This window comes from Oerskovia gallyi, assembly GCF_014836745.1.
In the GTDB taxonomy this organism is placed as follows: domain Bacteria; phylum Actinomycetota; class Actinomycetes; order Actinomycetales; family Cellulomonadaceae; genus Oerskovia; species Oerskovia paurometabola.
Window position 1 is genome coordinate 76,596 of record NZ_JACSQE010000002.1, and the last position, 23,830, is coordinate 100,425.

22 protein-coding genes and 3 tRNA genes are annotated in these 23,830 nt (G+C 69.7%); 9 read left to right on the plus strand and 16 right to left on the minus strand.

The window, feature by feature from the left end; genetic code table 11:
* Window positions 1-64: 64 nt before the first annotated feature.
* From H9640_RS02760 to H9640_RS02770, 3 genes are all read right to left on the minus strand, one after another.
* Window positions 65-1,459, minus strand: a complete 1,395-nt coding sequence (locus tag H9640_RS02760; RefSeq protein ID WP_225226641.1) for a GmrSD restriction endonuclease domain-containing protein — start codon at window positions 1,457-1,459, stop codon at window positions 65-67.
* Window positions 1,460-1,645: 186 nt separating this feature from the next.
* Complete coding sequence (locus tag H9640_RS02765) at window positions 1,646-2,416, minus strand: phosphatase PAP2 family protein (protein ID WP_191789222.1); 771 nt, start codon at window positions 2,414-2,416, stop codon at window positions 1,646-1,648.
* Between the two features lie 402 nt (window positions 2,417-2,818).
* A complete protein-coding gene (locus tag H9640_RS02770) occupies window positions 2,819-3,394 on the minus strand; it encodes a DJ-1/PfpI/YhbO family deglycase/protease (RefSeq protein WP_191789223.1) in 576 nt (191 codons plus the stop codon).
* Window positions 3,395-3,581: 187 nt separating this feature from the next.
* Between H9640_RS02770 and orn the strand changes: the two genes are divergently transcribed.
* The 4 genes from orn to H9640_RS02790 all read left to right on the plus strand — a co-directional run bounded on the left by orn (window position 3,582) and on the right by H9640_RS02790 (window position 7,218).
* Window positions 3,582-4,256, plus strand: a complete 675-nt coding sequence (gene orn / locus H9640_RS02775; protein WP_225226666.1) for an oligoribonuclease — start codon at window positions 3,582-3,584, stop codon at window positions 4,254-4,256.
* 70 nt (window positions 4,257-4,326) lie between these two features.
* A tRNA-His gene (locus H9640_RS02780) sits at window positions 4,327-4,402 on the plus strand.
* 138 nt (window positions 4,403-4,540) lie between these two features.
* Window positions 4,541-5,947, plus strand: coding sequence for an FAD-binding oxidoreductase (locus H9640_RS02785; protein ID WP_318243611.1), 1,407 nt, complete (start codon window positions 4,541-4,543; stop codon window positions 5,945-5,947).
* A complete protein-coding gene (locus H9640_RS02790; protein WP_191789225.1) occupies window positions 5,944-7,218 on the plus strand; it encodes a class I SAM-dependent methyltransferase in 1,275 nt (424 codons plus the stop codon). Before H9640_RS02785 ends, H9640_RS02790 begins: the two co-directional genes overlap by 4 nt.
* Before the next feature lie 175 nt (window positions 7,219-7,393).
* Here H9640_RS02790 and H9640_RS02795 read toward each other — a convergent pair whose 3' ends face one another.
* Entirely contained in the window at window positions 7,394-7,783 is a 390-nt protein-coding gene (locus H9640_RS02795) for a nuclear transport factor 2 family protein (RefSeq protein WP_191789226.1), read from the minus strand.
* 291 nt (window positions 7,784-8,074) lie between these two features.
* On the opposite strand from H9640_RS02795, the gene H9640_RS02800 reads away from it, so the two are divergent.
* Window positions 8,075-8,554: an aromatic ring-opening dioxygenase LigA gene (locus tag H9640_RS02800; protein ID WP_191789227.1), complete on the plus strand. Its 480-nt coding sequence runs from the start codon at window positions 8,075-8,077 to the stop codon at window positions 8,552-8,554.
* A 159-nt stretch (window positions 8,555-8,713) separates the two neighbouring features.
* Here H9640_RS02800 and H9640_RS02805 read toward each other — a convergent pair whose 3' ends face one another.
* Window positions 8,714-9,634, minus strand: coding sequence for an ATP-grasp domain-containing protein (locus H9640_RS02805; protein WP_191789228.1), 921 nt, complete (start codon window positions 9,632-9,634; stop codon window positions 8,714-8,716).
* Between the two features lie 66 nt (window positions 9,635-9,700).
* A complete protein-coding gene (locus tag H9640_RS02810; RefSeq protein WP_191789229.1) occupies window positions 9,701-10,747 on the minus strand; it encodes an ABC transporter ATP-binding protein in 1,047 nt (348 codons plus the stop codon).
* A 68-nt stretch (window positions 10,748-10,815) separates the two neighbouring features.
* On the opposite strand from H9640_RS02810, the gene H9640_RS02815 reads away from it, so the two are divergent.
* The 3 genes from H9640_RS02815 to H9640_RS02825 all read left to right on the plus strand — a co-directional run bounded on the left by H9640_RS02815 (window position 10,816) and on the right by H9640_RS02825 (window position 13,330).
* Complete coding sequence (locus tag H9640_RS02815; RefSeq protein ID WP_191789230.1) at window positions 10,816-11,556, plus strand: ABC transporter permease; 741 nt, start codon at window positions 10,816-10,818, stop codon at window positions 11,554-11,556.
* On the plus strand, window positions 11,553-12,233 hold the full coding sequence (locus H9640_RS02820) for an ABC transporter permease (protein WP_191789231.1): 681 nt from the start codon (window positions 11,553-11,555) through the stop codon (window positions 12,231-12,233). Before H9640_RS02815 ends, H9640_RS02820 begins: the two co-directional genes overlap by 4 nt.
* Before the next feature lie 86 nt (window positions 12,234-12,319).
* Window positions 12,320-13,330, plus strand: a complete 1,011-nt coding sequence (locus tag H9640_RS02825; protein ID WP_191789232.1) for a glycine betaine ABC transporter substrate-binding protein — start codon at window positions 12,320-12,322, stop codon at window positions 13,328-13,330.
* Window positions 13,331-13,361: 31 nt separating this feature from the next.
* Here H9640_RS02825 and H9640_RS02830 read toward each other — a convergent pair whose 3' ends face one another.
* Window positions 13,362-14,873, minus strand: a complete 1,512-nt coding sequence (locus H9640_RS02830) for a dihydrolipoyl dehydrogenase family protein (protein ID WP_191789233.1) — start codon at window positions 14,871-14,873, stop codon at window positions 13,362-13,364.
* An 80-nt stretch (window positions 14,874-14,953) separates the two neighbouring features.
* Window positions 14,954-15,403 (minus strand): MarR family winged helix-turn-helix transcriptional regulator, encoded by a 450-nt coding sequence (locus H9640_RS02835; protein WP_191789234.1) that lies wholly within the window; start codon window positions 15,401-15,403, stop codon window positions 14,954-14,956.
* A 108-nt stretch (window positions 15,404-15,511) separates the two neighbouring features.
* On the opposite strand from H9640_RS02835, the gene H9640_RS02840 reads away from it, so the two are divergent.
* Entirely contained in the window at window positions 15,512-15,991 is a 480-nt protein-coding gene (locus H9640_RS02840) for a nuclear transport factor 2 family protein (protein WP_191789235.1), read from the plus strand.
* A 43-nt stretch (window positions 15,992-16,034) separates the two neighbouring features.
* On the opposite strand, the gene H9640_RS02845 is transcribed toward H9640_RS02840, so the two are convergent.
* The 8 genes from H9640_RS02845 to H9640_RS02880 form a co-directional block, all read right to left on the minus strand.
* Window positions 16,035-16,613, minus strand: a complete 579-nt coding sequence (locus H9640_RS02845; RefSeq protein ID WP_191789236.1) for an AAA family ATPase — start codon at window positions 16,611-16,613, stop codon at window positions 16,035-16,037.
* A 321-nt stretch (window positions 16,614-16,934) separates the two neighbouring features.
* The gene (locus H9640_RS02850) at window positions 16,935-18,620 is read right to left on the minus strand and encodes a DUF262 domain-containing protein (RefSeq protein WP_191789237.1); all 1,686 of its coding nucleotides are present in this window, start codon (window positions 18,618-18,620) and stop codon (window positions 16,935-16,937) included.
* A complete protein-coding gene (locus H9640_RS02855; protein WP_191789238.1) occupies window positions 18,620-19,609 on the minus strand; it encodes a hypothetical protein in 990 nt (329 codons plus the stop codon). Before H9640_RS02855 ends, H9640_RS02850 begins: the two co-directional genes overlap by 1 nt.
* Entirely contained in the window at window positions 19,606-20,808 is a 1,203-nt protein-coding gene (locus H9640_RS02860; RefSeq protein ID WP_191789239.1) for an AAA family ATPase, read from the minus strand. The genes H9640_RS02855 and H9640_RS02860 overlap by 4 nt, the downstream gene beginning before the upstream one ends.
* Window positions 20,809-21,207: 399 nt before the next feature.
* Window positions 21,208-21,945 (minus strand): tRNA (guanosine(46)-N7)-methyltransferase TrmB, encoded by a 738-nt coding sequence (gene trmB, locus H9640_RS02865; protein ID WP_191789240.1) that lies wholly within the window; start codon window positions 21,943-21,945, stop codon window positions 21,208-21,210.
* 44 nt (window positions 21,946-21,989) lie between these two features.
* Window positions 21,990-23,327, minus strand: coding sequence for a TrpB-like pyridoxal phosphate-dependent enzyme (locus H9640_RS02870; RefSeq protein WP_191789241.1), 1,338 nt, complete (start codon window positions 23,325-23,327; stop codon window positions 21,990-21,992).
* A gap of 273 nt (window positions 23,328-23,600) precedes the next feature.
* Window positions 23,601-23,676: transfer RNA gene (locus tag H9640_RS02875), tRNA-Lys, on the minus strand.
* Window positions 23,677-23,754: 78 nt separating this feature from the next.
* Window positions 23,755-23,830: transfer RNA gene (locus H9640_RS02880), tRNA-Lys, on the minus strand.

The window sequence follows — 23,830 nt, forward strand, 5'->3', positions numbered from 1 at the left end:
AAGTCTTGCGCAAGACTTCTTTAGAGTGTGCAGCGGCTCCGGACGTCGCTACCGACGCGCCCGGCTACTCGCAGCCCACCCCGTCCTTGTCACGGTCGAACTTGCCCTGGAACCCCGGGTCGCCGGCATAGATCGGGGCCGCACCCGCGGCCCGCACGGCGTCGCAGTTCTGGTAGAAGACGTCGGCCGGTGCGGGCTCGGGCACCGGGGCGGGTGCCGGAGCAGGCGCTGGAGCGGGCGCGGGTGCAGGCGCCGGAGCCGGAGCCGGAGCCGGGACCACCGGCGCGGGGGCGGGGACCGGCACGACGGGTGCAGGCTCGACGACCGCCGCGACGACCCCCTGCGCGGCGTACGCGCTGTCCCCGGTCGGCAAGAGCTGCCCGGGGCACGACGACAGGACGCGGGCGATCGCGTCGCGCTCGGCCTGCGTGACCCACAGGCCGTAGCCGACCTTGACCGCGACCTGCCGGGCGACGTACTCGCACCGGTAGGCGGTGTTCGGCGGCAGCCAGGTCGCGGCATCACCCGCGCCCTTGGCCTGGTTGGACGGTCCGTCGACGGCGAGCAGGTTGAGCGGGTCGTTCGCGAACCTCTTGCGCGTGTCGGCGTCGAGCTGCTGGGCGCCCTTCTGCCAGGCGTCGGACAGGGCGACGACGTGGTCGATCTGCACGGCGCTCGACGTGGCGTTGCCCCGCTGGAAGGCGATGGTCGTGGCCGTGTACGGGTCGGCGAGGGATCCGGTGAGCACGACGCAGTCCTTCGTGCCGGGCTTGAAGGTCTCGTCGACCAGGTCCCGCGCCAGCATGTCGTTGCGGGTGTCGCAGCCGTTGCGGTCGGTGTCGGCCCACGCGGGGCCGAACTGGTCGCGGTCGTACCCGGTCTTGGGGGCACGCCCCTTGACCTCGAGCGTCCCGAGCGCGGCGAGCGCGGTCTCGGCACCCGCGGTGGTCACGGCGTCGTCGAAGCGGACGAGCTCGGCCGGGTCGGCCGTCGCGGCGTCCCCCGCGGCGACCACCTCGGGGTCGGCCTCGACGAGCCCGGTCTCGGGGGCGTCGACGAGGTCGACCGGCGCGGCGCCGTCGGCCGCGGCGACCGTCTGCGGCACGGAGGGCGCGACCTTGATCCCGACCGCCACGGCCCCCGTGGACACGAGCGCGGTCGCGGCCACGGCGGCGACGCCGATCCCGACGAGACGCCCCGGCACGGGCCTGGTCCGGGCACCGGCCGGCGAGCGGCGCGCCGTGAGCCAGCGGACCGCGACGACGGCGAGCACCGCGAGGTACAGGACCTCGAAGACCCACCCCAGGACGGATCGCTGCGTCGACGGGAGCCCGGCCCCCATCTGGACCGCGAGCCAGGTCCCCACGAGGTAGGGCCAGGCCACCGCGTAGTACGCGACCGCGACCCCGATGATCAGGGCGATCACGCCCGGGGCTCCACCGGCAGACTTCTTCGCCATCGCTCAGTCCTTCTGTTCGTGCCGAGCGGTGCGGTGAAACCGGCGCGCGGGGTCGGGGTGTGCGCGCTCAAGGTAGTGGACGACGCACGGGCCCTTCAGCGCCGCTCGGCTCGGAACCCAGGCGGCACAAGGAAACAGGCCGGTCCACAGGCGCCCTGGCCCACGGAATTCACCCGCGAGGGGGCCTCAGGCGATGCTCCGGGCACGCGGCTGGTCGTCCCGCAGGTCGTGCAGCCGGTCGATCACGACCACGCCTCCGAGCACCGCCACGGCCAGGCTCGCCCCCGCCAGGACGTCCGTCACGAAGTGGTAGCCGAGGTAGAGCCGACTGCCGCCCACGACGACGATGACGACGACGCTCACCACGACCCACAGCGCGAACACGATCCGGCGCTGGCGCCCTTCCTTCCACTGACGCCACACGAGGTATCCCCCGACGAGCACGAGGGTCGCCGCGCCGATCGTGTGCCCCGACGGGAACGAGAAGCTGCGCTCGACGCCCGCCACGACCATCGCGGACTCGTCGGGTCGTGGCCGGGCGACGACCGCCTTGAGGACCGTCGAGACGATCGTCGAGGTGATCATGGCCCCGACGAGCAGCCCCGGCTCCCACCAGCGCTTGGTCGCGAGCCCCCACCACAGGCAGCCCACCGCGACGAGGATCGGCAGCACCACGGGCCCGAACATGTTGGTGATGAACGTCAGCACGGTCGTCGCGCTCGCGCTCCGGTGCGCGACCATCCACTCCAGCACCACGTCGTCGGTGAACCAGAGGTCGTCGCGCTCGCGCACGGAGTCGTAGACGACCAGGAAGCCCAGGACGCCGATCACGATCAGGACCAGGCCGGGCAGCGCGGCGACGAGCCGCGAGCGCCACACCTCCCGCGCGCCCGACGGCGTCCCCTCCCCCGCACTCAGGTCACCTCGGGCGTCGCGCGCCTCGTCGTCAGGGTTCATCCCGAGAGCCTAGGGAGAAAAAGGGGTGCGCCGCTCGGCGAGGAGGTGGAAGTGTGGCACCCATCACCGCGGTGGCGTCCGTCCGGTCAGTACTGGGCGGTGGAGGGCCCGGCCAGGTCCACGAATCCGACGTCACGAGAGACACCACCATGCATCCCCAGCTCATGTACGACGTCGCCGACCTCGGTCGGCGCGAACAGCTCCAGGAGCAGACCCGCCGCCGCAGTTCGCTGCGCCGGACGACGACGCGCCTCCCGGAGCACACCCGGCGATCCCGCCGACCCCGTCACACCGCATGACGCGGCTCGACCCCCCGGCGCCGCCCGCCGACCGGGTCCCCGCACGCCGAAGGCCCTGACTCCCCACGGGAGCCAGGGCCTTCGTGCTGTCCGCGGACTCGCGTCAGGCGCGCTCGGCGCGCTCGGCCAGGACGGCGTCGATCTCGCGCAGGAAGTCGGGGAGGTCGCCCGGGTCGCGGGACGTCACGAGCGTCCACCCGCCCGCGTCGTCCCGGACCACCGGCCTGTCCTCCCAGGTGCCGCCCGCGTTGCGCACGTCGGTCTGCAGGGACGCGTACGTCGTCAGGGTCTTGTCCGTGAGCACGCCCGCCTCGACGAGCACCCAGGGACCGTGGCAGATGGCCGCGACCGGTCGGCCGGTCGTGGTGAAGGACGTCACCGCGTCGACGGCCGCGCTCTCGAGCCGCAGCGAGTCGGCGTTGAGCGTGCCGCCGGGGACGAGCAGCAGGTCGTAGCCCGCGGGGTCGACGTCCTGCAGCCGAAGCGTGGGCGGGACGGTGGTGCCGGGGTCTTTGTCCCCCACGAGGGTCTCGACGGGGTCGATCGTCACGGCGGCGACGTCGACGTCCACCCCTGCCGAGCGCAGGTGCTCGAGCGGCACCACCAGCTCGTCCTGCTCGACGCCGTAGTTCGTCACGATCGCCAGGACGCGGCGGCCCGCCAGGTCCGTGTCAGCCATGGTTGTCTCCTTCTCGTCGTCGTGGGAGCACCCGGGCGCGTCGCGTCCGGGTCCTCCTCGACCGTAGGTCGGGCCCGTCCGGCTCGCAGCACGGGCGTCCCGGGCACCGGCCCCGGCCCCCACGGCCTAGGCTGTGGGCGTGAGCCCCGTGAACACCAACGACCGCATCGTGTGGATCGACTGCGAGATGACCGGCCTCGACCTGGGCGCCGACGCGCTCATCGAGGTCGCCGCCGTCGTCACCGACTCCGAGCTGAACGTCCTGGGCGAGGGGGTCGACGTCCTCATCACCCCGCCGGACGAGGCGATCGAGCAGATGGGTGACTTCGTCCGCGAGATGCACACCACCTCGGGGCTGCTCGAGGAGCTGCCGGGCGGCACGACCATGGCCGACGCGCAGGCCCGCGTGCTGGAGTACGTCCGCACCTGGGTGCCCGAGCCCGGCAAGGCCCCGCTCGCGGGGAACTCGGTCGGCACCGACAAGACGTTCCTCGAGCGGGACATGCCGGACCTGGTCGGGCACCTGCACTACCGGATCGTCGACGTCTCCTCGATCAAGGAGCTCGCGCGTCGCTGGTACCCGCGCGTCTACTTCGCGTCCCCGGCCAAGACGGGCGGCCACCGTGCGCTGGGCGACATCCTCGACAGCATCGACGAGCTGCGGTACTACCGTGAGGCCCTGTTCGTGCCCCAGCCCGGGACGGACTCGCGGACCGCGAAGGCGATCGCCGAACGGATCAAGGCGACGAGCGTCGGTACGACCCTCGGGACGATCGTCGCGCCCCTGCCAGGAGCCGCCGCGGGAGACACCCCGACCCCCGGTTCGGCGCCCACCGGGGCCGACGCCGAAAACCTGTCCTGAGACCCCTCAGAAACCAGGTACACTTTTCGACGGCTGCTAGAACGGTTCCTCGGAACCCGAGCAGGCCGTGGTGGGTATAGCTCAGCTGGTAGAGCACCTGGTTGTGGTCCAGGGGGTCGCGGGTTCAAGTCCCGTTACTCACCCCACGGGAAGAGGCTCCTCGCGTTCGCACGGGGGCCTCTTCTGCTTTTCGCACCGCCGCATCACCCCCGCGAGGCGCCCGACGGCGACTGTGATTCCGCTCACCGGTGGCGGCTCCGCCAGCCTTCCCTACAGTGGGTGAGGTGTCAGCCCCCGCGAACACCGTTGTCCGTGGCGAGCACCAGCACGCGCAGGCCGTGGCCACGTTGGTGCGCTCCGCCGCTGCCGTCGACCCCGGCCGCCCGTTGCGCCTGGCGAAGCGGACGACGAACCTGTTCCGCCCCCGACGCCCGTCCGCCGGCCCCGGCCTCGACGCGTCGGGACTGACCGGGGTGATCTCGGTCGACGACGCCGCGGGCACGGCCGACGTGCAGGGTATGTGCACGTACGAGGACCTGGTCGCCGTGACGCTGCCGCACGGGCTGGTCCCCACCGTCGTCCCGCAGCTGCGGACCATCACGGTCGGTGGCGCCCTGGCGGGGCTCGGCATCGAGTCGAGCTCGTTGCGCAACGGCCTGCCGCACGAGGCCGTCCTCGAGATCGACGTCCTGACGCCGGCCGGCGAGCTCGTCACGGCCAGGCCCACGGGCGAGCACGCCGACCTCTTCCACGCGTTCCCCAACTCGTACGGGACCCTCGGGTACGCGACGCGCGTGCGGCTGCGCCTCGACCGGAGCGAGCCGTTCGTCGCGGTCCGCAACGTGCGCTTCGGTGCGGTCGCGGAGGTCGCCGCGGCGGTCGGCAAGATCGCGGCGGACGGTTCGTGGGAGGGGCAGCGGGTCGACTTCTGCGACGGTGTCCTGTTCGCCCCGGGCGAGGTGTACCTGTGCCTGGGCCGGTTCGCGTCGCGCGAGGAGGCACGGTCGCTCGCGCCCGCACCGAGCGACTACACGGGCCAGCGCATCTACTACCTCTCGGTGCGCGAGCGCCCGCTCGACGTGCTGAGCACGCACGACTACCTGTGGCGCTGGGACACGGACTGGTTCTGGTGCTCGCGCGCGTTCGGGGTGCAGAACCCGGTGGTGCGCAGGCTGTGGCCGCGGCGGTGGCGACGCTCGGACGTCTACCGCCGGATCGTGGGCCTCGACGAGCGCCTGGACCTCACGGGCCGGCTCGCCGACCTTCGCCGTCGGCCCCGCAACGAGCGGGTGGTCCAGGACGTCGAGGTGCCGCTCGACCAGCTCGAGAGCTTCATGGCGTGGTTCACGGGCCACGTCCCCATGACGCCGGTGTGGTTGTGCCCGCTGCGCCTCGCGTCGCCCGAGCCGTGGCCCCTGTACCCGCTCGAACCGCACCGCGTGTACGTCAACGTGGGCTTCTGGGGTGGCGTGCCGATCGCCGAGGGCGGGCGCGACGGCGACGTGAACCGCCTGATCGAGATGGCGGTCGCGGTGCGGCACGGCCACAAGTCGCTCTACTCGACCTCGACGTACGGGCGCGAGACGTTCGACACCTTGTACGGCGGCATCGACTACGCGGCGGTCAAGGACCGGTACGACCCGGCGGGACGCACGCCGACGCTCTACGAGAAGGCGGTGCAGGGAGCATGACGCAGATCGCGGTGGCCGAGGTCCTCGACGAGCTGGCGGACGGCCCGCTGCCGTTCGGCTTCAGCGCGTACGACGGGTCCAGCGCAGGTCCGGCCGACGCCCCGTTCCACGTGCACCTGGCGAACGAGCGGGGCCTGCGGTACGTCGCGACGTCGCCCGGGGGGCTGGGGCTCGGCCGCGCGTACGTCGCGGGCGACCTGCAGGTGGACGGGGTGCCGGGCGGGGACCCGTACCCGTTGCTCCGGGCTGCCGCCGACGGGCTGCGGCTGCGCCGTCCGAGCCCGGTCGAGGTGGCCCGGTGGGCGCGCGGTCTGGGCCTGGGCGTCCTGCGGCCTCCCGAGCCACCGCCCGAGGAGCACCTGTCGCGCCTGCGCCGGCTCACCGAGGGGCTGCGGCACTCTCGGCAGCGCGACGCCGAGGCGATCAGCCACCACTACGACGTCTCGAACACGTTCTACGAGCACGTCCTGGGGCCGTCGATGACGTACACGTGCGCGTGCTTCCCCACGTCGCAGGCGACGCTCGAGGAGGCGCAGGAGCACAAGTACGCGCTGGTCGCGGGCAAGCTGGGCCTGCGCAGGGGCATGCGCCTGCTCGACGTCGGGTGCGGATGGGGCGGCATGGTCCGGCACGCGGCGCGTGCAGGGGTGCGCGCGCTGGGGGTCACGCTGTCCCGGCAGCAGGCCGAGTGGGGGCAGGCCCGGATCGAGGCAGAGGGGCTGGGCGACCTCGCGGAGGTCCGGTACGGCGACTACCGCGACGTGACCGACAGCGGCTTCGACGCCGTGAGCTCGATCGGGCTGACCGAGCACATCGGGGTCGCGAACTACCGCGCGTACTTCACGTTCCTCCAGGGTCGTCTGCGCGACGGCGGTCGGTTGCTCAACCACTCGATCACGCGCCCGACCAACACGGCCCGTCCCCGCGCGGGCGGCTTCATCGACCGGTACGTCTTCCCGGACGGCGAGCTCACGGGCTCGGGCCGGATCATCTCGACCATGCAGGACGTGGGTCTCGAGGTGCGGCACGAGGAGAACCTGCGCGAGCACTACGCGATGACGCTGCGCGAGTGGGGCGCGAACCTCACGCGGCACTGGGAGGAGTGCGTGGCCGACGTCGGGATCGGCACGGCCCGCGTGTGGGGCCTGTACATGGCGGGGTCGCGGCTCGCGTTCGAGCGCAACGAGATCCAGCTCCACCAGGTGCTCGCGGTGCGCCCCGAGCCGGGTGGGGCGTCGGGCTTCCCGCTGCGCCCGGACTGGACCCCGTAGCCCGACGGCGCCGCGCCCACTCTCGAGGTCGTCTCGGGTCGGGCACGGATCGCCAGGCCTGGTCACGAGCCGAGACTCGACGAGATGCTGCCCGTTGCCGCTTCGAGCACGGGAGCCGCGGCAACCGGCAGCATCTCGGCAAGCGCCACGAAACCGGTCAGGGACATCCAGCGGCTCAGGACGCGCCGCGGGCCGCCGTGAGGTGCGTGTGGGCGCACCGCCACCCGTCGGCACCCCGGACGAACACGTCGGTGATCCACTCGTCGGAGCTGAACGCCTGGCCCTGGTAGTGGCCGGTGTTGGTGCCGCGCCCGACGAGCACGGCGACGTCACCGAGCGAGCGCACGCTCCCGGTGATCTTGCCCATCGACTCGTGCGTGAGGTCCCCCGAGCGGACGAGGGCCAGGAAGTCCTCGCGGGCCGTGGCGCCGTCCTCGCCGACGATCTGCCAGTCGTCGGTCATGAACCGGCCGATCGCGTCGGCGTCGTTGGCGACGATGGCCCGCCCCCAGGCCGCCTCGACGGCTTCCAGCTCGTCCCGCAGGGCGCTGGTGTCGCGTCCCATGCCGTTCTCCCGGTGCTCGTGGGCCGATTCCGGGGCCGCTCGGGACCTTCGTCCCGGGGGTGGGGAACCTTCGGCCCTACGCTCGCGATCAGCCCGTCCGACCACTTTTCTCGACATTGACACTCTGTCATCTCCGCGTGACGGAGGCCACAGAAACTCGCTTGTGAAGACGTTCACAAGGTCTGTAGGGTCGACTTATCGAAGCGCTCCCAGCATAGGGATCGCAACGAAGTTCGATCCTTTCGCACCTCATCTCAGGTCGCCTCGACCTCTTCTTCTGGGAGTCACACCATGAGCACCAGCACCGCTGGTCCCGCCCGCTCCGTCCGCCTCATCGGCCTCGTCACGATGATCGCAGGCCTCGTGCTGCTGCTCGCCGGCGCAGCCACCTGGGCCACCATCACCTCGCAGCTGGCCGCCGAGAAGATCACGGTCTCCGAGGACGCCTCGATGCTCGCCGGCTCGCCGGTCCGCGGCCCCTTCAGCGCCTACGCCCAGGCCGAGATCATCAACGAGCACGCGCTCAAGATGAGCGACGGCAAGACCTACGCCGAGCTCGACAAGGAAGACCCGACCCGCGCGACGGTCATGAACGGCTCGTTCCTCCGCGCCTCGCTCTTCACCTCGGTCGTCTCCTACGGCGTCAGCGCACTGGTCATGGGCCTCGGTGTCCTGTTCGGCCTCCTCGGCTACGCCCTGCGCCGCATCGGAGCAGCCCCCGCACTGAGCGTCGGCACCGCGAACCCCACGCCTGAGGTCGTCAACGCCTGACGCAGCAGCACCAGCACGACCAGCTCGGCAGATCACCCGGCAAGAATCTCCCGGCGTGGTGAGGGCCCGACGGGCACCCGCTCGTCGGGCCTTCATCACGTCCGGGGCCGCGGGCCCGGCAGCGCCTGTCGGTCGCGCCCGGGGCCGGGCTCGGGGGGGTCAGGCCTCGGGGCTCGCCACGAGCCGCCGCGCCACCGCGTCCGCGAAGCGGTCGAGCGATCCCTTGCCGAGCGAGAAGAAGAGCGAGGGCTCGGTGAGCTCGGCCTCGATGACCATGGGGGCGCCGTCGTCGCCGTTCACGAGGTCGACGCGTGCGTAGAGGTTCGGCTCCTGCCCGGGGACGGCCTGCGCGGCGACCGCGAGCGCCTGCTCGGCGACCGCGAGCTGCTCGGGGCTGGCCTCGAAGCGGCTCATCTCCTCCTGCTTGTACAGGCCCTGGGTGGGACGGTGCGGGCCGGTGAGCAGCGCGTTCTTGCGCACGGCGTGCGAGAACTCGCCGTCGATGAAGACGAGCCCGGTCTCCCCCGCGGTGTCGACGCTGCGGACGTACGGCTGGACCATGACCTGACGCCCGGAGGCGAGGAGGTTCTTGGCGTGCTGGATCGCGAGGCCGCGCGAGTGCGCCTCCCCCGACTGGTAGCGGCCCGTGTCCTTGGCCCCGGCGCTCACGACGGGCTTGATGACGAAGTCGCCCTGCGCGGGCAGGCGCGTGTGGATGGCGCGCGAGGACAGGTTCTGGCTCGGGTCGAGCCAGAGCGTCGGGATGACCGGGACGCCCTGCTCCTCGAGCTCCTTGAGGTAGCGCTTGTCGGTGTTCCAGCTGATGACCGCAGCGGGGTTGAGCACGCGGCCCGCACGCTCGGCCCAGGCGACGAACTCGTCGCGGCGAGGGGCGTAGTCCCAGGCCGAGCGCACGACGACCGCGTCGAACGAGGCCCAGTCGACCGACTCGTCGTCCCACACCGACGGCACGGCTTCGATCCCCCGGGCGGCGAGCGCTCCCACGAGGGGGGCGTCGTCGGGATCGAGGCGGGGCAGGACGGAGCAGGTGGCGAGGGCGATGCGCGCTGTGGTGGTCACGCGTACGAGCCTAGACGCCCCGCGCGCGCCGTACACGCGCGGGCGATGAGATCTCCGTCGCGCCCGCTAGACCGCGGCGGCGTCCGCGGTGCGCCGCAGGGCGGCGAGGATCCCGTCCGCGGTCAGGGACCCGACGACGTCGCCCGCCTCGTCCGCGACGGGCACCCGGCCCATCGCGGCCCCGGGCAGCGCCGCGATCGCCTCGAAGGCGACGGACAGCGGCGCGCCCAGGCGGATCGCGTCGGGGGCGGGCGCGGAGATGAGGTCCACGCCCTCGAGGTCCGCGCGCTGCACCATGGCCAGCCCGAGCATGCGGACCGGCGCGCCCTCCCCGATGAACTCCCGGACGGCGTCGCTCGCGGGGTGCGCCAGGACGGTCAGGGGCTCGGCGAGCTGTTCGAGGTGCCCGCCGAAGCTGAAGACCGCGATGCGGTCGGCAAGATGGACGGCCTCGTCGATGTCATGGGTCACGAACAGCACGGTGGTCCCGAGCTCGCGCTGGATGCGCCGGAACTCGGTCTGGAGCCGACGCCGCCCTGCGGGGTCGACGGCACCGAAGGGCTCGTCCATGAGCAGGACCGGCGGGTCGGTGGCGAGCGCCCGGGCCACGCCGACGCGCTGGCGCTCGCCGCCCGACAGCTCGTGCGGGTATCGCTTGGCGTAGGTGTCGGGGGCCAGGCCGACGAGCTCGAGCAGCTCGCCGACACGGGAGCGCGTGCGCGCCTTGTCCCAGCCGAGCAGCCCGGGGACTGTCGCGATGTTCTGGGCGACGGTGCGGTGCGGGAAGAGGCCGACGTTCTGGATCACGTACCCGATCCGCCGCCGCAGGGCCACGGGGTCGCCCTGCGTGATGTCCTCGCCGCTCAGCAGGATGCGCCCGGCAGAGGGTTCGACGAGGCGGTTGGTCATGCGCAGCGTCGTGGACTTCCCGCAGCCCGAGGGCCCGACGAGCGCGAGCATCTCGTGCTCGCGCACGCTCAGGGACAGGTCGCCCACGGCGACGGTCCCGTTGGGGTACTCCTTGCGGACGCCGTCGAACACGATGGCCGCCTCGTCGGTGATCGTCGGGAACGCTCTGGTGGCCTCGGTGGTGCCGGTCGGGGTGCTCGCCATGCCTCGACGCTACCTGGCGCGCCACCCCGTCGCGCGAGCGGTGGGTGGCTCGGGATAGGTTCGACGGCATGCCGCCCAACCCGTGGTTCTCGTGGAGCTACGTCCAGAACAACTGGGGAGAGATCTCCCAGGCGCTCGTCGAGCACACGACGATCACCATCCAGGCCGTGCTCATCGCGCTCGTCATCGCCCTGCCGCTCGCGGCCCTCGCGCACCGCGTGCGCTGGCTCGCGGTCCCCGTGCTCGGCACGACGGGCGTCATGTACACGATCCCCTCGCTCGCACTGTTCTCGATCCTCGTCCCGTTCACGGGGATCGGTCGGACGCCCGTGCTCATCGGTCTCGTGATGTACGCCCTGCTCATCCTGGTGCGCAACATCCTGGTGGGCCTGCAGGGCGTCGACCCGGACGTGCGCGACGCGGCCAAGGGCCTGGGCTACGGTCCCACGCGGCTGCTGACCTCGGTCGAGATCCCCAACGCGCTGCCGAGCATCATGACCGGGGTACGGCTCGCGACGGTCTCGACCGTGGCGCTCGTCACGGTCGGGTTCGTGGCGGGGTACGGCGGGCTGGGCACCCTGATGTTCCGCGGCTTCCGGTCGAGCTACAACGCCCAGATCATGACGGCGACGCTGCTGTGCCTGCTGCTGGCGGTCGTGCTCGACCTGCTCCTCCTGCTCCTGGGCCGGGCCCTGACCCCGTGGTCACGGACCCGTGCGCCGGGCTCGACGGACCGCTCGACGGGACGCGTCGCGAGCGAGGCGGCCGTCGCGCAGGCGGCCGGAGCGGCGAGCGAGCGGACCGCATGAACGTCGTCCAGGAAGCCCTGACGTGGCTCAACGACCCGCTCAACTGGACCGGCCCCGACGGGCTGCTCGTGCGCACGGGCGAGCACCTGGAGATGACCGCGATCGCGGTCCTGCTGGCGGCACTCATCGCTCTGCCCGCGGGGATCTGGCTCGGCCACTCGGGCAAGGGCGCGGGTCCGACGATCGTGGTCGTGAACACCTCGCGCGCCCTGCCGACGTTCGGGATCCTGCTGATCCTCGCGGCAGGCGGGCTGTTCGGGGATCGCGCTGCAGTCATCTCGGCCGTGATCTTCGCGATCCCGCTCATCCTCGCCAACGCCTACACGGGCGTCGCCGAGGTCGACCCCGACGTCAAGGACGCTGCCCGTGGCATGGGCATGAGCTCGCAGCGCTCGCTGTGGCTCGTCGAGGTGCCGCTCGCGGTGCCGTTGATCGCCGCCGGGCTGCGGACCGCGATCGTGCAGGTCATCGCGGTGCTCACGCTCGCCGCGTTCGTCGGCGGCGGGGGGCTCGGCGTCCCCCTGCGGGTCGGCTTCTCCAACCAGCGCTACGGGCAGGTCCTCGCGGTGGGCGTCGTGATCGCGGTGCTGTGCCTCGTCGTCGACGCGGTCCTCGCGCTCGTCCAGCGGGCCGTGACCCCCGCACCGCTGCGCGTCAAGGCAGGCACCGTCCGCTGAGGCACCCCTCGGGTTGCCGGTGCCCTCCCCCGGGGGTGGAATGGGTTGTCCGTGCGAGACGACGACCCGAGAGGCACCTGACACCCATGTCACGGCGATCCACCACCTTCCGCACCCTGACCGCTTCCGCCCTCCTCGTCGTCGCTCTCGCGGCGTGCGGCGAGGCCGGATCCTCCGGCACCGAGGCGTCCGGGGGCTCCACGTCCACCGCGAGCGGCACCGTGTGCGAGCCCGTCGCGGGCGACGCGCTCGTCGTCCTCGAGGACGACAAGCACCTGCAGACCGTCGACAACATCATCCCGGCGGCCAACGCGGCGGCGGTCGCGAACCAGCCCGCCGTCCTGGAGCTGCTCGACACCGTGTCCGCAGCGCTCGACACGGACAAGCTCATCGCGCTCAACAAGGCCGTCGACGTGGACCGGCAGACGTCCTCGCAGGTCGCGCAGAAGTTCGTCGAGGACGAGGGCCTCGCGGCGACGTCGACCCCGGGCACCGGGACGTCGCTCGTCGTGGGCGCGGCCAACTTCTCCGAGAGCACCACGCTCGCCGAGATCTACGCGGCGGTCCTGCGCTCGGGCGGCTACGACGTCACGGTCCAGACGGTCGACGCGCGCGAGACGTACCTGCCGGCGCTCGAGTCGGGCCAGCTCAGCGTGTTCCCCGAGTACGTGGGGACGCTCACCGAGTTCCTCAACAAGGAGATCAACGGCCCCGACGCCGAGCCCCTCGCGAGCGGGGACCTCGACACCACGGTGACCGCGCTGCGCGACCTGGGCACCCAGAAGGGCCTGACGTTCGGCGAGCCGTCGGCAGCCCAGGACCAGAACGCGTTCGCCGTCACGACGGCCTTCGCCGAGGAGCACGACGTGTCGACGCTCAGCGAGCTGGCCGAGGCCTGCCCCGGCGGCATCACGCTGGGCGCCGGACCGGAGTGCCCCGAGCGCGCCTTCTGCCAGCCGGGGCTCGAGGAGACCTACGGCCTCAACATCACCAACTTCGTGAACCTCGACGTGGGCGGGCCGCTGACCAAGTCGGCGCTCCTCCAGGGCGAGATCGTGCTCGGCCTCGTGTTCTCCTCGGACGGCCAGCTCGGCTGACCGAGCAGGCGGCTGCTCGGGGCCTTCGCGGCTACAGGCCGTAGGTCTCGAGCAGCCGTAGCCAGACCTCGCTGATCGTCGGGTAGGCGGGCACAGCGTGCCACAAGCGTGCAAGCGGCACCTGCCCGACGATCGCGATGGTCGCGGCGTGCAGCATCTCCGCCGCGTCCGGACCGACGAACGTCGCGCCCACGATCACCTGCCGGTCGGTGTCGACCACGATCTGCGCGGTCCCCTCGTACCCCTCGGCGACGAGCACGGCCCCGGACACCGACCCGAGCTTGTACGACACCGCCTTGACCGTGAGCCCTGCCTTCCTGGCCTCGGCCTCGGTCAGCCCCACCGACGCGACCTCGGGGCGGGAGAACACGACCTGCGTCTTCGCACCGTGGTCGGCGGTCGCGGCGTAGCGGCTCCACGGCTCGGGGGTCTCACCGGCCGCCCCGGCCGCCGCAGCCTCACCCGGCTTTGCGCTCCCGAACCTCGCCGCGACCACGTCGCCCACGACCCGCCCCTGGTACTTCCCCTGGTGCGTGGTCGCCACACGACCCGTCACGTCGCCGCACGCGAACAGCCAGCCGCCGTCCACGCCCTGGACCTCGAGCTGGTCGTCCACCGCGAGCGCCTTCCCGGGCTCGAGCCCGACGACGTCGACCCCCAGGTCCGCGGTGCGCGGCACGCGGCCCGTCGCGACGAGCACCTGCGCCGCCGCGACCGACCCCTTGCCCTGCGGACCGTCGTACGCGAGGCGCGCGCCGCCGTCGGGCAGGGACGTCGCTCCCGTGACGCTCACGCCCAGGCGCACGTCCACGCCGATCTTCTTCAGGCCGGCCGCGACGGCCTCGCTCGCGAAGGGCTCCGAGCGTCCGAGCAGGCGTCCGCGCGAGAGCAGCGTGACCTCCGAACCCAGGTCGCGGAACGCCGTCGCCATCTCGACGCCCACGACTCCCCCGCCCAGGATCACGATCGAGGTCGGGACGTCCTGGACGCTCGTGGCCTCGCGGCTGCTCCACGGGTCGGTCTCGGCCAGCCCCGGGGTGTCGGGCAGGACGGGCACGCTGCCTGTCGCGACGATCACGGCGTGCCGGGCGGCGAGCAGGCGGGTCTCGGGGAGGTCGTCGACGTCGGCGTCGGGATCCTCGGGGCTGACCTCGACGAGCTTCGACCCGACGAGCCGGCCCAGGCCGCGCACGAGCGAGATCCCGGCGCCGTCGAGCCACTGGACCTGCCCCGAGTCGTCCCAGTGCGAGACCATCTCGTCGCGGCGCGCGAGGATCGGTGCCGGGTCGAGCACCGGGTCGGCCGCGACTCCCGGGACCGCGCGGGCGGCCGCGAGGGCGGCGCCGGGGCGCAGCAACGCCTTGGACGGCATGCACGCCCAGTAGGAGCACTCCCCTCCGACGAGCTCGGCCTCGACCACGGCGACGCTCAGCCCGGTGCGGCTCGCGCGGTCGGCGGCGTTCTCGCCGACGGGCCCACCACCGATCACGATCACGTCGTAGGTCTCGTCCGGGGTGGCCTGGGTGCGTGGGTCGGTGCTCATGCCTCCCATCGTGACCCGGACCTCGCGCGGTTGCCTGCCGGGGCGCGGGGGCGGTTGCCCAGAGCGCAGAGCCCGGGCCCCTAGCGGCGCGCGGCGTGCCCCGTGACCAGCTCACGCAGCAGGGCGACCAGCACGTCGCGGTCCTTGCCCGGCAGCGACGAGAGGAGGGCGTCCTGCGCGTCGCCGAGCGCTGCGCCGAGCTCGTCGAGCCGTCGCACCCCCCTGGGGGTCAGCGTGACGACGTTGCGGCGCCGGTCGGACGGGTCGGGGCGGCGCTCGACGTCACCGTCGGCCGCCAGTCTGTCGAGCAGCGCGACCATGTCGCTCCGGTCGATCCCGCACCGGCGCCCGAGCGCGGCCTGGCTCGCCGGGCCGAACTCCTCCAGGGCGGCGAGCACGGCGTAGTGGGACCGGTGCGCCCCCACGGCGGACAGGTGCTCCGAGACGGTCCGGGCCGCCTCCAGCGCCGCCTGGGAGAGCAGCCAGCTGGGAAGCTCCCGGAGGCGTTCAGGGGCGGTCTCGGTCTCCATCCCCAGATCCTACGCTTTGTTGGCTCAACCTATTGTGGGCGCCACCAACAATGGTTAACGTTGGGGGCTCCAACGATTCGCCGTGGTATCCACCTCCCGGAGGCTCTCATGCCCGTGCACGACGACGCCCACCTTCCCGCCACGCACCACGACGCCCTGCGCGGGCTGCTCGACCGCGAGGACGTCGCACGCCTCGTCTCCCGGCTCACGGCCGCGCTCGACGACGGCGACACCGACCGGCTCCGAGACCTGCTCGTCCCGGACGCGCACGCCAGCACCCCCGGTGGAACCGCGCAGGGGATCGACGCCGTCGTCGCCCAGGCCGCGCGCAACCACCGGCCGGAGGACGGAGTCCAGCACCTCGTCGGCAACGTCCTGGTCGATCTCGCACCCGACCACGCAGAGGTCCGGGCGAACGTGGTCGCCACGTTCGCCCGACGCGAGCCGCAGGCGGACAGACCCGTCACCCTCGGAGCGGTCTACCGGCTCGGGGCGCGCCGGACCGACGCCGGCTGGCGACTGACGCACATCACGACGGAGCCGATCTGGACGTCGACCACACCCGTCACGCGCGCTGGACCGGCCTAGCGGCACCTCGCGCGGTCGCCTGCCGGGCGGGGTGGCGCTCGCCTCAGGCCGCGTCGTCGACGCGGGCCTCGTCGAGGCGGTCGAGGATCTGCGCGACCGTCTCCGCGACGGTCCACCCGGTCGTGTCGAGGTGCAGGCCGCCCGGGGTCTCGCGCGCGTACGCGGCGAACTCGTCGGGCGTCCACGCGCCGTACGCCTGCTTGTGCCGGGCGGCGTCCCGGGCGGCGAGGGCCGCGGCGCTGGGCGCCAGCACGACGGCGTAGCACGGCCGGGTGCGCAGGCTCGCCGTGAAGCGGGCCAGGTCGGGCCCCAGCAGGATGTCCTGGACCACGGCCGTGATCCCCGCGGCAGCGTAGGTGTCGGCGGCGTGGGCCGCGAGCGCGTGCCGCAGGTCGAGCTGGGCGCGGGCGCGGGCGGAGAGCGGCGGGTCCATCGACGCCTGCCCGCTCACGACGAAACGGCGGAACATGTCACCGCGCACGTGCGCAGCGAGGGGGAAGGACGCCGCCAGAGCCTGCGCGACCGTCGACTTCCCGGAGGCCATGGCGCCGGTGACGACGAGGACGGGAGCGGACGCGCCGAGGTGAGCGGCGCCGTCGGGCAGGGACGTCTCAGGGAGCATGCCACGGACCCTAGGACGCGCGGCAGGCCGGACGCGAGCGGAGTGTCGCGCGCTCGCCGCGTGCGCGGCCTAGTGGACGACCGCCTTCTCGGAGCCCGCTCCCGTGAGCGACAACGAGAAGACGGAGCCTAGGAGCGCGGTTCCATATGTGCACGATGAACGCGGACAGCGCCCGAACCCACCGGCGTCACACCAGATCAGATTGCTCAAGCCGCCGCAGCTCACACTAAGTCACTCGTGAACCCTGCCTCACTACACCGCTCGCTACACGATCACCATCCCAGCAGGGTCGGAAGATGCCAAAAATCACATGGAAGAGGACTAGTCTGAATCAGCAGCGGTCGCAGCAGGTACATCCGATAGTGGAAGCCTCACGTCAACCCGCGCCATAAACTCATGCTCCACCCGAACCATCTCCGCAAGTCTGGCATTCAAGAAACCTGACGCGTCCGGAATCTCCAACAGCTCGGCATCACGCACCGGCAATGCGTGACTCCGCCAGATCGCGTTTCGAGCCTCGCCCCGCAATTCACCTAGCCAGTTTCGAGCTTGCCCCCGATCTTGCGGATCATCGCGAAGGATCCGATTTGCCGGGCTCCTAGCAACGTCCCGCATTCCAACATTGCTGGCGAGATACCCCAATGCCTCGGGCCCAAACCGAGCGACAAGCGCCGCAGGATCAGCCACAGGACGACCATCGCGCGCCTTGGGATTGAGACTGAAGAGCACCAACAAGAGCACGCGCGTTCGGGCGCTCCGCATATCAAAGGAAAGCGGCAGAGGCGACGCCGGGACATCTAGATCGAAGTCCGAAAACTCCGGATTGTTACGCTCAAGCGATACATTATCAATCACGTCTCGCACCAGCGCATTTACGCGAGAAGGATTCGCTCCGCCGAACCATTGCGAAAACGACGTGGTCCAGAACCACCTCGAAATTAGCCTTCTCTGCGCCACGGAAGGATCAGGCGTCCCGTAAAAGAGCGACGAAATGATCACTAACTGCATCGCATAGGGAAGCAAGCGATCCGTCGTGACGTTCAGCTCCTCACGGAGGAATTTTGCTGCGCTCTCCAGACTTGCGTTGACTGCTGGCAGAACGCGTTGGAGGCGCGATAGCAATTCCTCCCTGCGAGTCTGCGCAATCCGTGTCCAGTCGGTTCGATAGATGTCCTCACCCGCCGCGGCCAAGACCGCACGCAGGACCAGAGTTCGGTCAACCCCCCCGAAACCGTACGAAGTGAGGATCTCCATGGACGCAGTGATCTCCGAAGCTAGATCAAAATCACGAGAACCTCCCTGCCGATACAAGAGAGCGGAGACCATCTGGTCCGCCGTCATCGACTGACCCTTCGAGTTCAAGCGCGCAAAGATCTCAACAGCCTCAGTAAGACCAGTCTGTTTGATCTGAATTACCGGAATCTTGTAGTTCTGAAACGCCCTGGCTACGTCCTGAATCTTCTGAAGATAGGATTTCCCATCTTCTCCGCCAGTTTCGAGAATCCGCTGACTTTCTGCAAGGAACTCGAATGTGTCCAGAAGCCGCGCCATGGGAAACTGGTACGGCAACGGATCCTGACCGAGTTCAAGATGCTCGAAAAGCCCGTCCCGCGCGTTAAAGAATATGTGCCACAGGGCCGGGTCGTCGCCAGTCGTGTCGCGCCGAGAGCGGTCAGCACTTGATACAAGCGCACCAGCAATCGTCGAGAGTCTCTGATGTCCGTCCAGAAGATATGCCGCGCTCCCCTCGCCCGAGCGAGCCGCGAGGTCTACTGGCCCGATGTGGTCAAGGCTTAGGATGTCCGTATCAGTCTCCCACGTAAGGAGACTTCCGATCGGGTACTGATTGTAGATACTATCGAGCAAATCGAGCATCTGCTGACGACGCCAAACAAACGGGCGCTGAAATCTCGGGATCCGCACCCTCCCCTCAACCAACTGCCGAACAAGATCGAAGAGAAAAACAATCTCTGGTCGAAGTTCAGGGCTACGGCTCTGAGCAGCCATCAAATCTCCTCATCTAGTTTTTCGGCAATGAGCGCGAACTCGTCATAGCTATCACGTGCTGTTAGGTGAGCGGAAGTGAAGGCGGGTCGCTGTGAGAGTACGAACTCCATGACACGCTTGAGCTTCGGGCTGAAATCTGACGGCCATACGACTCCTGCGTAAAGCTGACGTTCCTCGTCCGAGATGTCCGTGGGAACCCCTTGACGCACGGCGATACCACTCTTCACCGGGAAATAGTCCCTTTGGGTCGAATCTAGTCCCACAAGGAAGTTCACCGATCCTCGAACATCGGGAAACCGGGTCGCATACTCTTGAAGTTGAGCGTTGCTTACATAGTTCTCGATGGAACGCTTCCGAAGCAAGAATAGAGGGACTTCAAACTTCTCGCAGACTCTCTGCAAGTCCTGCGATTCCGCTGTTAAGTGTCCGGAGAAACGCGAATCGCTATCCACGATAATAAACAGCCTGGGCGGAACGCTACTTCCTTCGAGAGCTGCAGAGAAGCGGCTTTCGATCAATCTTAGAACTTCAGCCTTTCCGCCTCCGTGGCCAAATCGGACACCTGGCCGCACGCCGCCGAACCGTGCAGCTACCGCCGGCATTGTCGCCTCAAAGACGGAAAGAAAGAACACACCGTCGTTACGCTCGTTCTCCACCAACACTTCAAGCGGCTGCGCCAGATAGGCGAGAGCGGTACGGAGAGTCCAGGCGCCGCTCGACGAGGCGTCGGGATCTGCCTCCCTCACTGAGATTGGAATCTTCCGAGCAGAGAGACGGCCGTACGCGAAAGCGGACATGTACGACTTTTCCAGTAGTTCCCGGTGGGTCGGATTCTGTTGAAAGTAGGGCTCGAAACGTACATCCGCTGGGTCAGGGGCGACAAGCTCATGCCACCCATCCTCGACTCCTCCGACCACACGGGCGATGCCTGCAATCTCGTGGTCACTCAGTACCGTGAAGTCGTCTCCAAAATAGAATTCGATTCTCAACGGCGCGCCACTCGCGCAATCGCGCGAACCTCATTAAGGTCCTCGGAGAAGACGCCGTCCGGCCACTCAGAAACGGATCCGTCGCGTCTTATGTCAATTTGCAATGCACTGGCACCATCTGAATCTCCATCGAACCAAAGTATATTAACCATCGAAGGATCTAGGTTTCCCTCGGCAACATGCCGTCGGACCCTCAGTACAAGATTCTCCGAGTGGGTCTCGACGATCACTTGTCCTGCCGCGCCATTTCGCGTCACGGCTCCGACTGCCAAATCGGCAATTCCTCCGTGTACCGCCGGATGGAGGTGCAGTTCGGGCTCTTCAATAACCAGAGTGTCGACCGGGAGCAGACCGGTCTTCATACCGGATAGGTATACAACCACAGGCAGCACCTGCTGGAGTCCTTGTCCGGCGCGTGCGAGATTTGCACCTGTGCGGTCGGTCGAGATTTCGAGACTAAAAGAACTCGCCTCCGATGCGATCTCAACACGAACTCCAAGGTAGCGATGGTACCAGTTTGACACCGCCGTCAGAAGCATGTCTCGGTCTGAAAGCAGGTACGCTGCCTCCGCGCCGGTGGCCTCGCCTTGCCAGTCTATTTCGCGCTTCTCATAGACAGCGGCTAGCGGCGTTCGAATTGAAGACAGATGCATCAAGTCGACATACGTTTGTTCAAGCCGGTCTCGCAGCAGACCAACCATTGCGGACATGCTGCTGTCAGAGAACTCGGGGTAGATTCCCGAGAAGGCTCTCACTCGGTCGTCTGTGTATTGTTCGTGCGGCGCGCCAGGGCCACTATTCCACTCGATGGGATTCACATATGGGAGAGCGGAGAACTTAGAGACGAAACTGTGAACGCCCTCGCGAAGAGTCTGCGCGAGTTGCGCACGCAGGTCGAGTGTGATCGGCGTGTCGCGCGAGTTTTCAATTGTTAGTCCAAGTTCGAAGGCGCCATGCGCAAGACCTCCGTGGAGTAGATCAACGCTGCTCGATCCATAGGTCAATCCTCGAGATCTCAATGGAATCGGTTCGGGTGAGCGCGTTCTTCTCGCGGCTGCGCTCAGGAGCAAGAGCGGCAGCCGGGCAGCCGCAGTTTTTCCACTGCTGTTCTTGCCGAGCAGGATCGTGAGGGGACGAAGCGGGAATGTGCTCGGAGTACTGAATGGCTTGTATCCGGCGGCTCGCAACTCTGTGATCACCCGCGAATAATACCGGATGATTGCGGCCGGGGATAGCCCTGACAGAAGTTCTCTCCGTAACGTCCGGGTGAATCCCGTGCGCAGATGGCCGCCCCAGGGGGGTACAGCCCGGTCTATGGTGTCCTGCCGCGTGCCGCTTGTTCTTTTCGTCAAACGGGCGATCCCGTTGGAGCGTGCGCTACGCGGCCGGCATGTTGGGCGACGGCCTTGGTGCTCGATCCGGGCAGCAAGTGTGTCGTTTGGGCTGTCCGCCGGCGTCCGCGACGACCAAAAGTGCACGCTCAACAACGTGCCCACGGCCTGCAGCGCCAGCGGGCCGACGAGGGCGCGGCGGCGCGACGCTGCGCGCGAGGCGATCAGAAAGCGCCGTCGGCCCGACGGCGGCGCCCCGCAGCGTGCTCAAACCCGGCGGAGCTCCAGGTCCGTGATGACCCGGCCCGCCGCACGGCCCTTGTTCTCGAAGCTCGTGAGCACACGCCCCTCGAAGCGCGGCGCGACCGCACCGACCCCGTGGACGTTCACGAACGATGGGTTCGCCCCGACGACCTCGAGCATCTGGTCCGCGTACTCGGCCCAGTCCGTCGCGAGCCGCCACGTCCCCCCGGGACGGATCACGCGTGCGGCGAGCTCCGCGAGCTCGGGTGTCACGAGACGGCGCTTGTGGTGGCGGGCCTTGTGCCACGGGTCGGGGAAGAAGACCCAGAGCTCGTCGACCGACCCCTCGGGCAGGGCCGTCGTGAGCACCTCGGCCGCGTTGGCCTGCACCAGGCGCAGGTTCGTCAGCCCGCGCTGCGTCGCACGGAGCACCGTCTGCGCGAGTCCCGGCGTGTAGACCTCGACGGCCAGGAAGTCACGCTCGGGCGTGGCCTCGGCGGCGGTGACCACGGCCTCCCCCAGCCCCGACCCGACCTCCACCACGAGGGGAGCCGAGCGCCCGAACGTCGCTGCGACGTCGAGCACGTACGCCGGGTCGACCGAGGTGCGGGCCACGGCCCGAGGCACGTCCAGGACGAACTGCTCGGCGTGGTCGTCCCAGGCGCGCTGCTGGCGGGTGTTGAGGCGACCGCTGCGGCGGACGAAGGACACGATGTCGGTACGGAAGCCCTGCTCGCGGGCCTCGGAGAGGGTCTCGGGCACCCGCCCAGTCTAGGCGGGCACCCGAGCCCCTCTCCCACGGAGCGTCAGACGTACTGCGCGTACGCCGGCAGGTCGAGCTGCCCGTTGCCGGACAGACCGATGACCACGACCTCGGGCTCGGTGACCGTGCGCGCGTACGCCATGGCTGCCGCGACCGCGTGCGTCGACTCGGGCGCCGGGAGGATGCCCTCCGACCGGGCGAACTCGAGCCCCGCCCGGAACGCCTCGTCCTGGTCGATCGCGACCGCGTCCATGAGGCCCAGGTTCACGGCGTGCGACACCATGGGCGACATGCCGTGGTAGCGCAGGCCACCCGCGTGGATCGCCGGCGGGACGAAGTCCTTGCCCAACGTGTGCATCTTGAGCAGCGGCGTGAGCCCCGCGACGTCACCGTGGTCGTAGCGGTACTCGCCCTGCGTGAGCGACGGGCACGCCGCGGGCTCGCACGCGACGAGCCGGGTCGACGTTCCCTCGCGCAGGTTGCGCCCCAGGAACGGGAACGTGAGCCCCGCGAGGTTCGACCCGCCGCCCGCACAGCCGAACACGACGTCCGCGCTCGTCTCCCCCGCCTCCTCGAGCTGGACCAGGGCCTCCTGACCGATGACCGTCTGGTGCAGCATCACGTGGTTGAGCACGCTGCCCAGCGAGTAGTGCGCCTGCGGGTCCTGCGCCGCGACCTCGACGGCCTCGCTGATCGCCATGCCGAGCGAGCCCGTGGTGTCCGGGTCGCTCGCGAGGATCGCGCGCCCCGACGCCGTCAGCTCCGAGGGCGACGAGTGGCACACGCCCCCGTAGGCCTCCATCTGGAAGCGCCGGTACGGCTTGGACTCGTACGACGCACGCACCTGCCACACCTCGCACGTGAGCCCGAGCAGCGCCGCCGCCATCGAGAGCGACGCCCCCCACTGCCCGGCGCCCGTCTCGGTCGTGAGCCGCGTCGTGCCCTCCATCGCGTTGTAGTACGCCTGCGCGATCGCCGTGTTGGGCTTGTGCGACCCGACAGGGCTCACGCCCTCGTACTTGTAGTAGATGCGGGCGGGCGTGCCGAGAGCGCGCTCGAGGCGGTGCGCGCGGATGAGCGGCGCCGGCCTCCACATCGCGTAGATCTCACGGATCGTCTGCGGGATCTCGATGTAGCGCTCGGTGCTCACCTCCTGCTCGATCAGCGCCAGGGGGAACAGCGGCGCCAGGTCGGCGGGCACGAGCGGCTCGAGCGTTCCCGGGTGCAGGTGCGGCGGGACAGGCTCCGGCAGGTCCGCGTTCAGGTTGTACCAGTGCGTCGGGACGGTGGAGGGGACCTCGACGCCGAGCGGCTCGAGCGAGCGAGCGGTCGGGGCGGCGGGCGCCGGGGGCGCCGAGGCGGGGAGGGGGGACGTCGACAAGGAACTCTCTCCTTCGTGGATGGGCACGTGCAGGGGGCACGTTCCGGGCGATCCACTCCGGGAGACCTGCTGGACCGCCCGTCGTCGGGCTCGGTCAGCACGCCACAGCGTCCGACCGTCAGCGGTCGGGCCACCAGGTGTGTGCGGTGAGCAGGTTCACACGGGCGACCATAGCCCCTGGGGCGGTGGGTTGTGAAGCGCGTCTCGCGGGTCGTGCGCCGGGGACGGCGAAGGCCCCTCCCCCGCGTCTGCGCAGGTGAGGGGCCTTCGTGGTGGTGCGCCATCATGGACTCGAACCATGAACCCGCTGATTAAGAGTCAGCTGCTCTGCCAATTGAGCTAATGGCGCGTGGTGGAGCTGGTCGTGCGGTACCGCCCGCCCGCCGGTGCGGACGTCACGACGGCCCCGTCTCCGGGGCCGCGATCGTGGTGCGCCATCATGGACTCGAACCATGAACCCGCTGATTAAGAGTCAGCTGCTCTGCCAATTGAGCTAATGGCGC

What these genes read in the sequence shown, in the direction of transcription:
- H9640_RS02760 (WP_225226641.1), bottom strand. Translation starts at nt 1,459, where the DNA reads ATGGCGAAGAAGTCTGCCGGTGGAGCCCCGGGCGTGATCGCCCTGATC.
- H9640_RS02765 (WP_191789222.1), bottom strand. Translation starts at nt 2,416, where the DNA reads ATGAACCCTGACGACGAGGCGCGCGACGCCCGAGGTGACCTGAGTGCG.
- H9640_RS02770 (WP_191789223.1), bottom strand. Translation starts at nt 3,394, where the DNA reads ATGGCTGACACGGACCTGGCGGGCCGCCGCGTCCTGGCGATCGTGACG.
- orn (WP_225226666.1), top strand. Translation starts at nt 3,582, where the DNA reads ATGACCGGCCTCGACCTGGGCGCCGACGCGCTCATCGAGGTCGCCGCC.
- H9640_RS02790 (WP_191789225.1), top strand. Translation starts at nt 5,944, where the DNA reads ATGACGCAGATCGCGGTGGCCGAGGTCCTCGACGAGCTGGCGGACGGC.
- H9640_RS02795 (WP_191789226.1), bottom strand. Translation starts at nt 7,783, where the DNA reads ATGGGACGCGACACCAGCGCCCTGCGGGACGAGCTGGAAGCCGTCGAG.
- H9640_RS02800 (WP_191789227.1), top strand. Translation starts at nt 8,075, where the DNA reads ATGAGCACCAGCACCGCTGGTCCCGCCCGCTCCGTCCGCCTCATCGGC.
- H9640_RS02810 (WP_191789229.1), bottom strand. Translation starts at nt 10,747, where the DNA reads ATGGCGAGCACCCCGACCGGCACCACCGAGGCCACCAGAGCGTTCCCG.
- H9640_RS02815 (WP_191789230.1), top strand. Translation starts at nt 10,816, where the DNA reads ATGCCGCCCAACCCGTGGTTCTCGTGGAGCTACGTCCAGAACAACTGG.
- H9640_RS02820 (WP_191789231.1), top strand. Translation starts at nt 11,553, where the DNA reads ATGAACGTCGTCCAGGAAGCCCTGACGTGGCTCAACGACCCGCTCAAC.
- H9640_RS02825 (WP_191789232.1), top strand. Translation starts at nt 12,320, where the DNA reads ATGTCACGGCGATCCACCACCTTCCGCACCCTGACCGCTTCCGCCCTC.
- H9640_RS02830 (WP_191789233.1), bottom strand. Translation starts at nt 14,873, where the DNA reads ATGAGCACCGACCCACGCACCCAGGCCACCCCGGACGAGACCTACGAC.
- H9640_RS02835 (WP_191789234.1), bottom strand. Translation starts at nt 15,403, where the DNA reads ATGGAGACCGAGACCGCCCCTGAACGCCTCCGGGAGCTTCCCAGCTGG.
- H9640_RS02840 (WP_191789235.1), top strand. Translation starts at nt 15,512, where the DNA reads ATGCCCGTGCACGACGACGCCCACCTTCCCGCCACGCACCACGACGCC.
- H9640_RS02845 (WP_191789236.1), bottom strand. Translation starts at nt 16,613, where the DNA reads ATGCTCCCTGAGACGTCCCTGCCCGACGGCGCCGCTCACCTCGGCGCG.
- H9640_RS02850 (WP_191789237.1), bottom strand. Translation starts at nt 18,620, where the DNA reads ATGGCTGCTCAGAGCCGTAGCCCTGAACTTCGACCAGAGATTGTTTTT.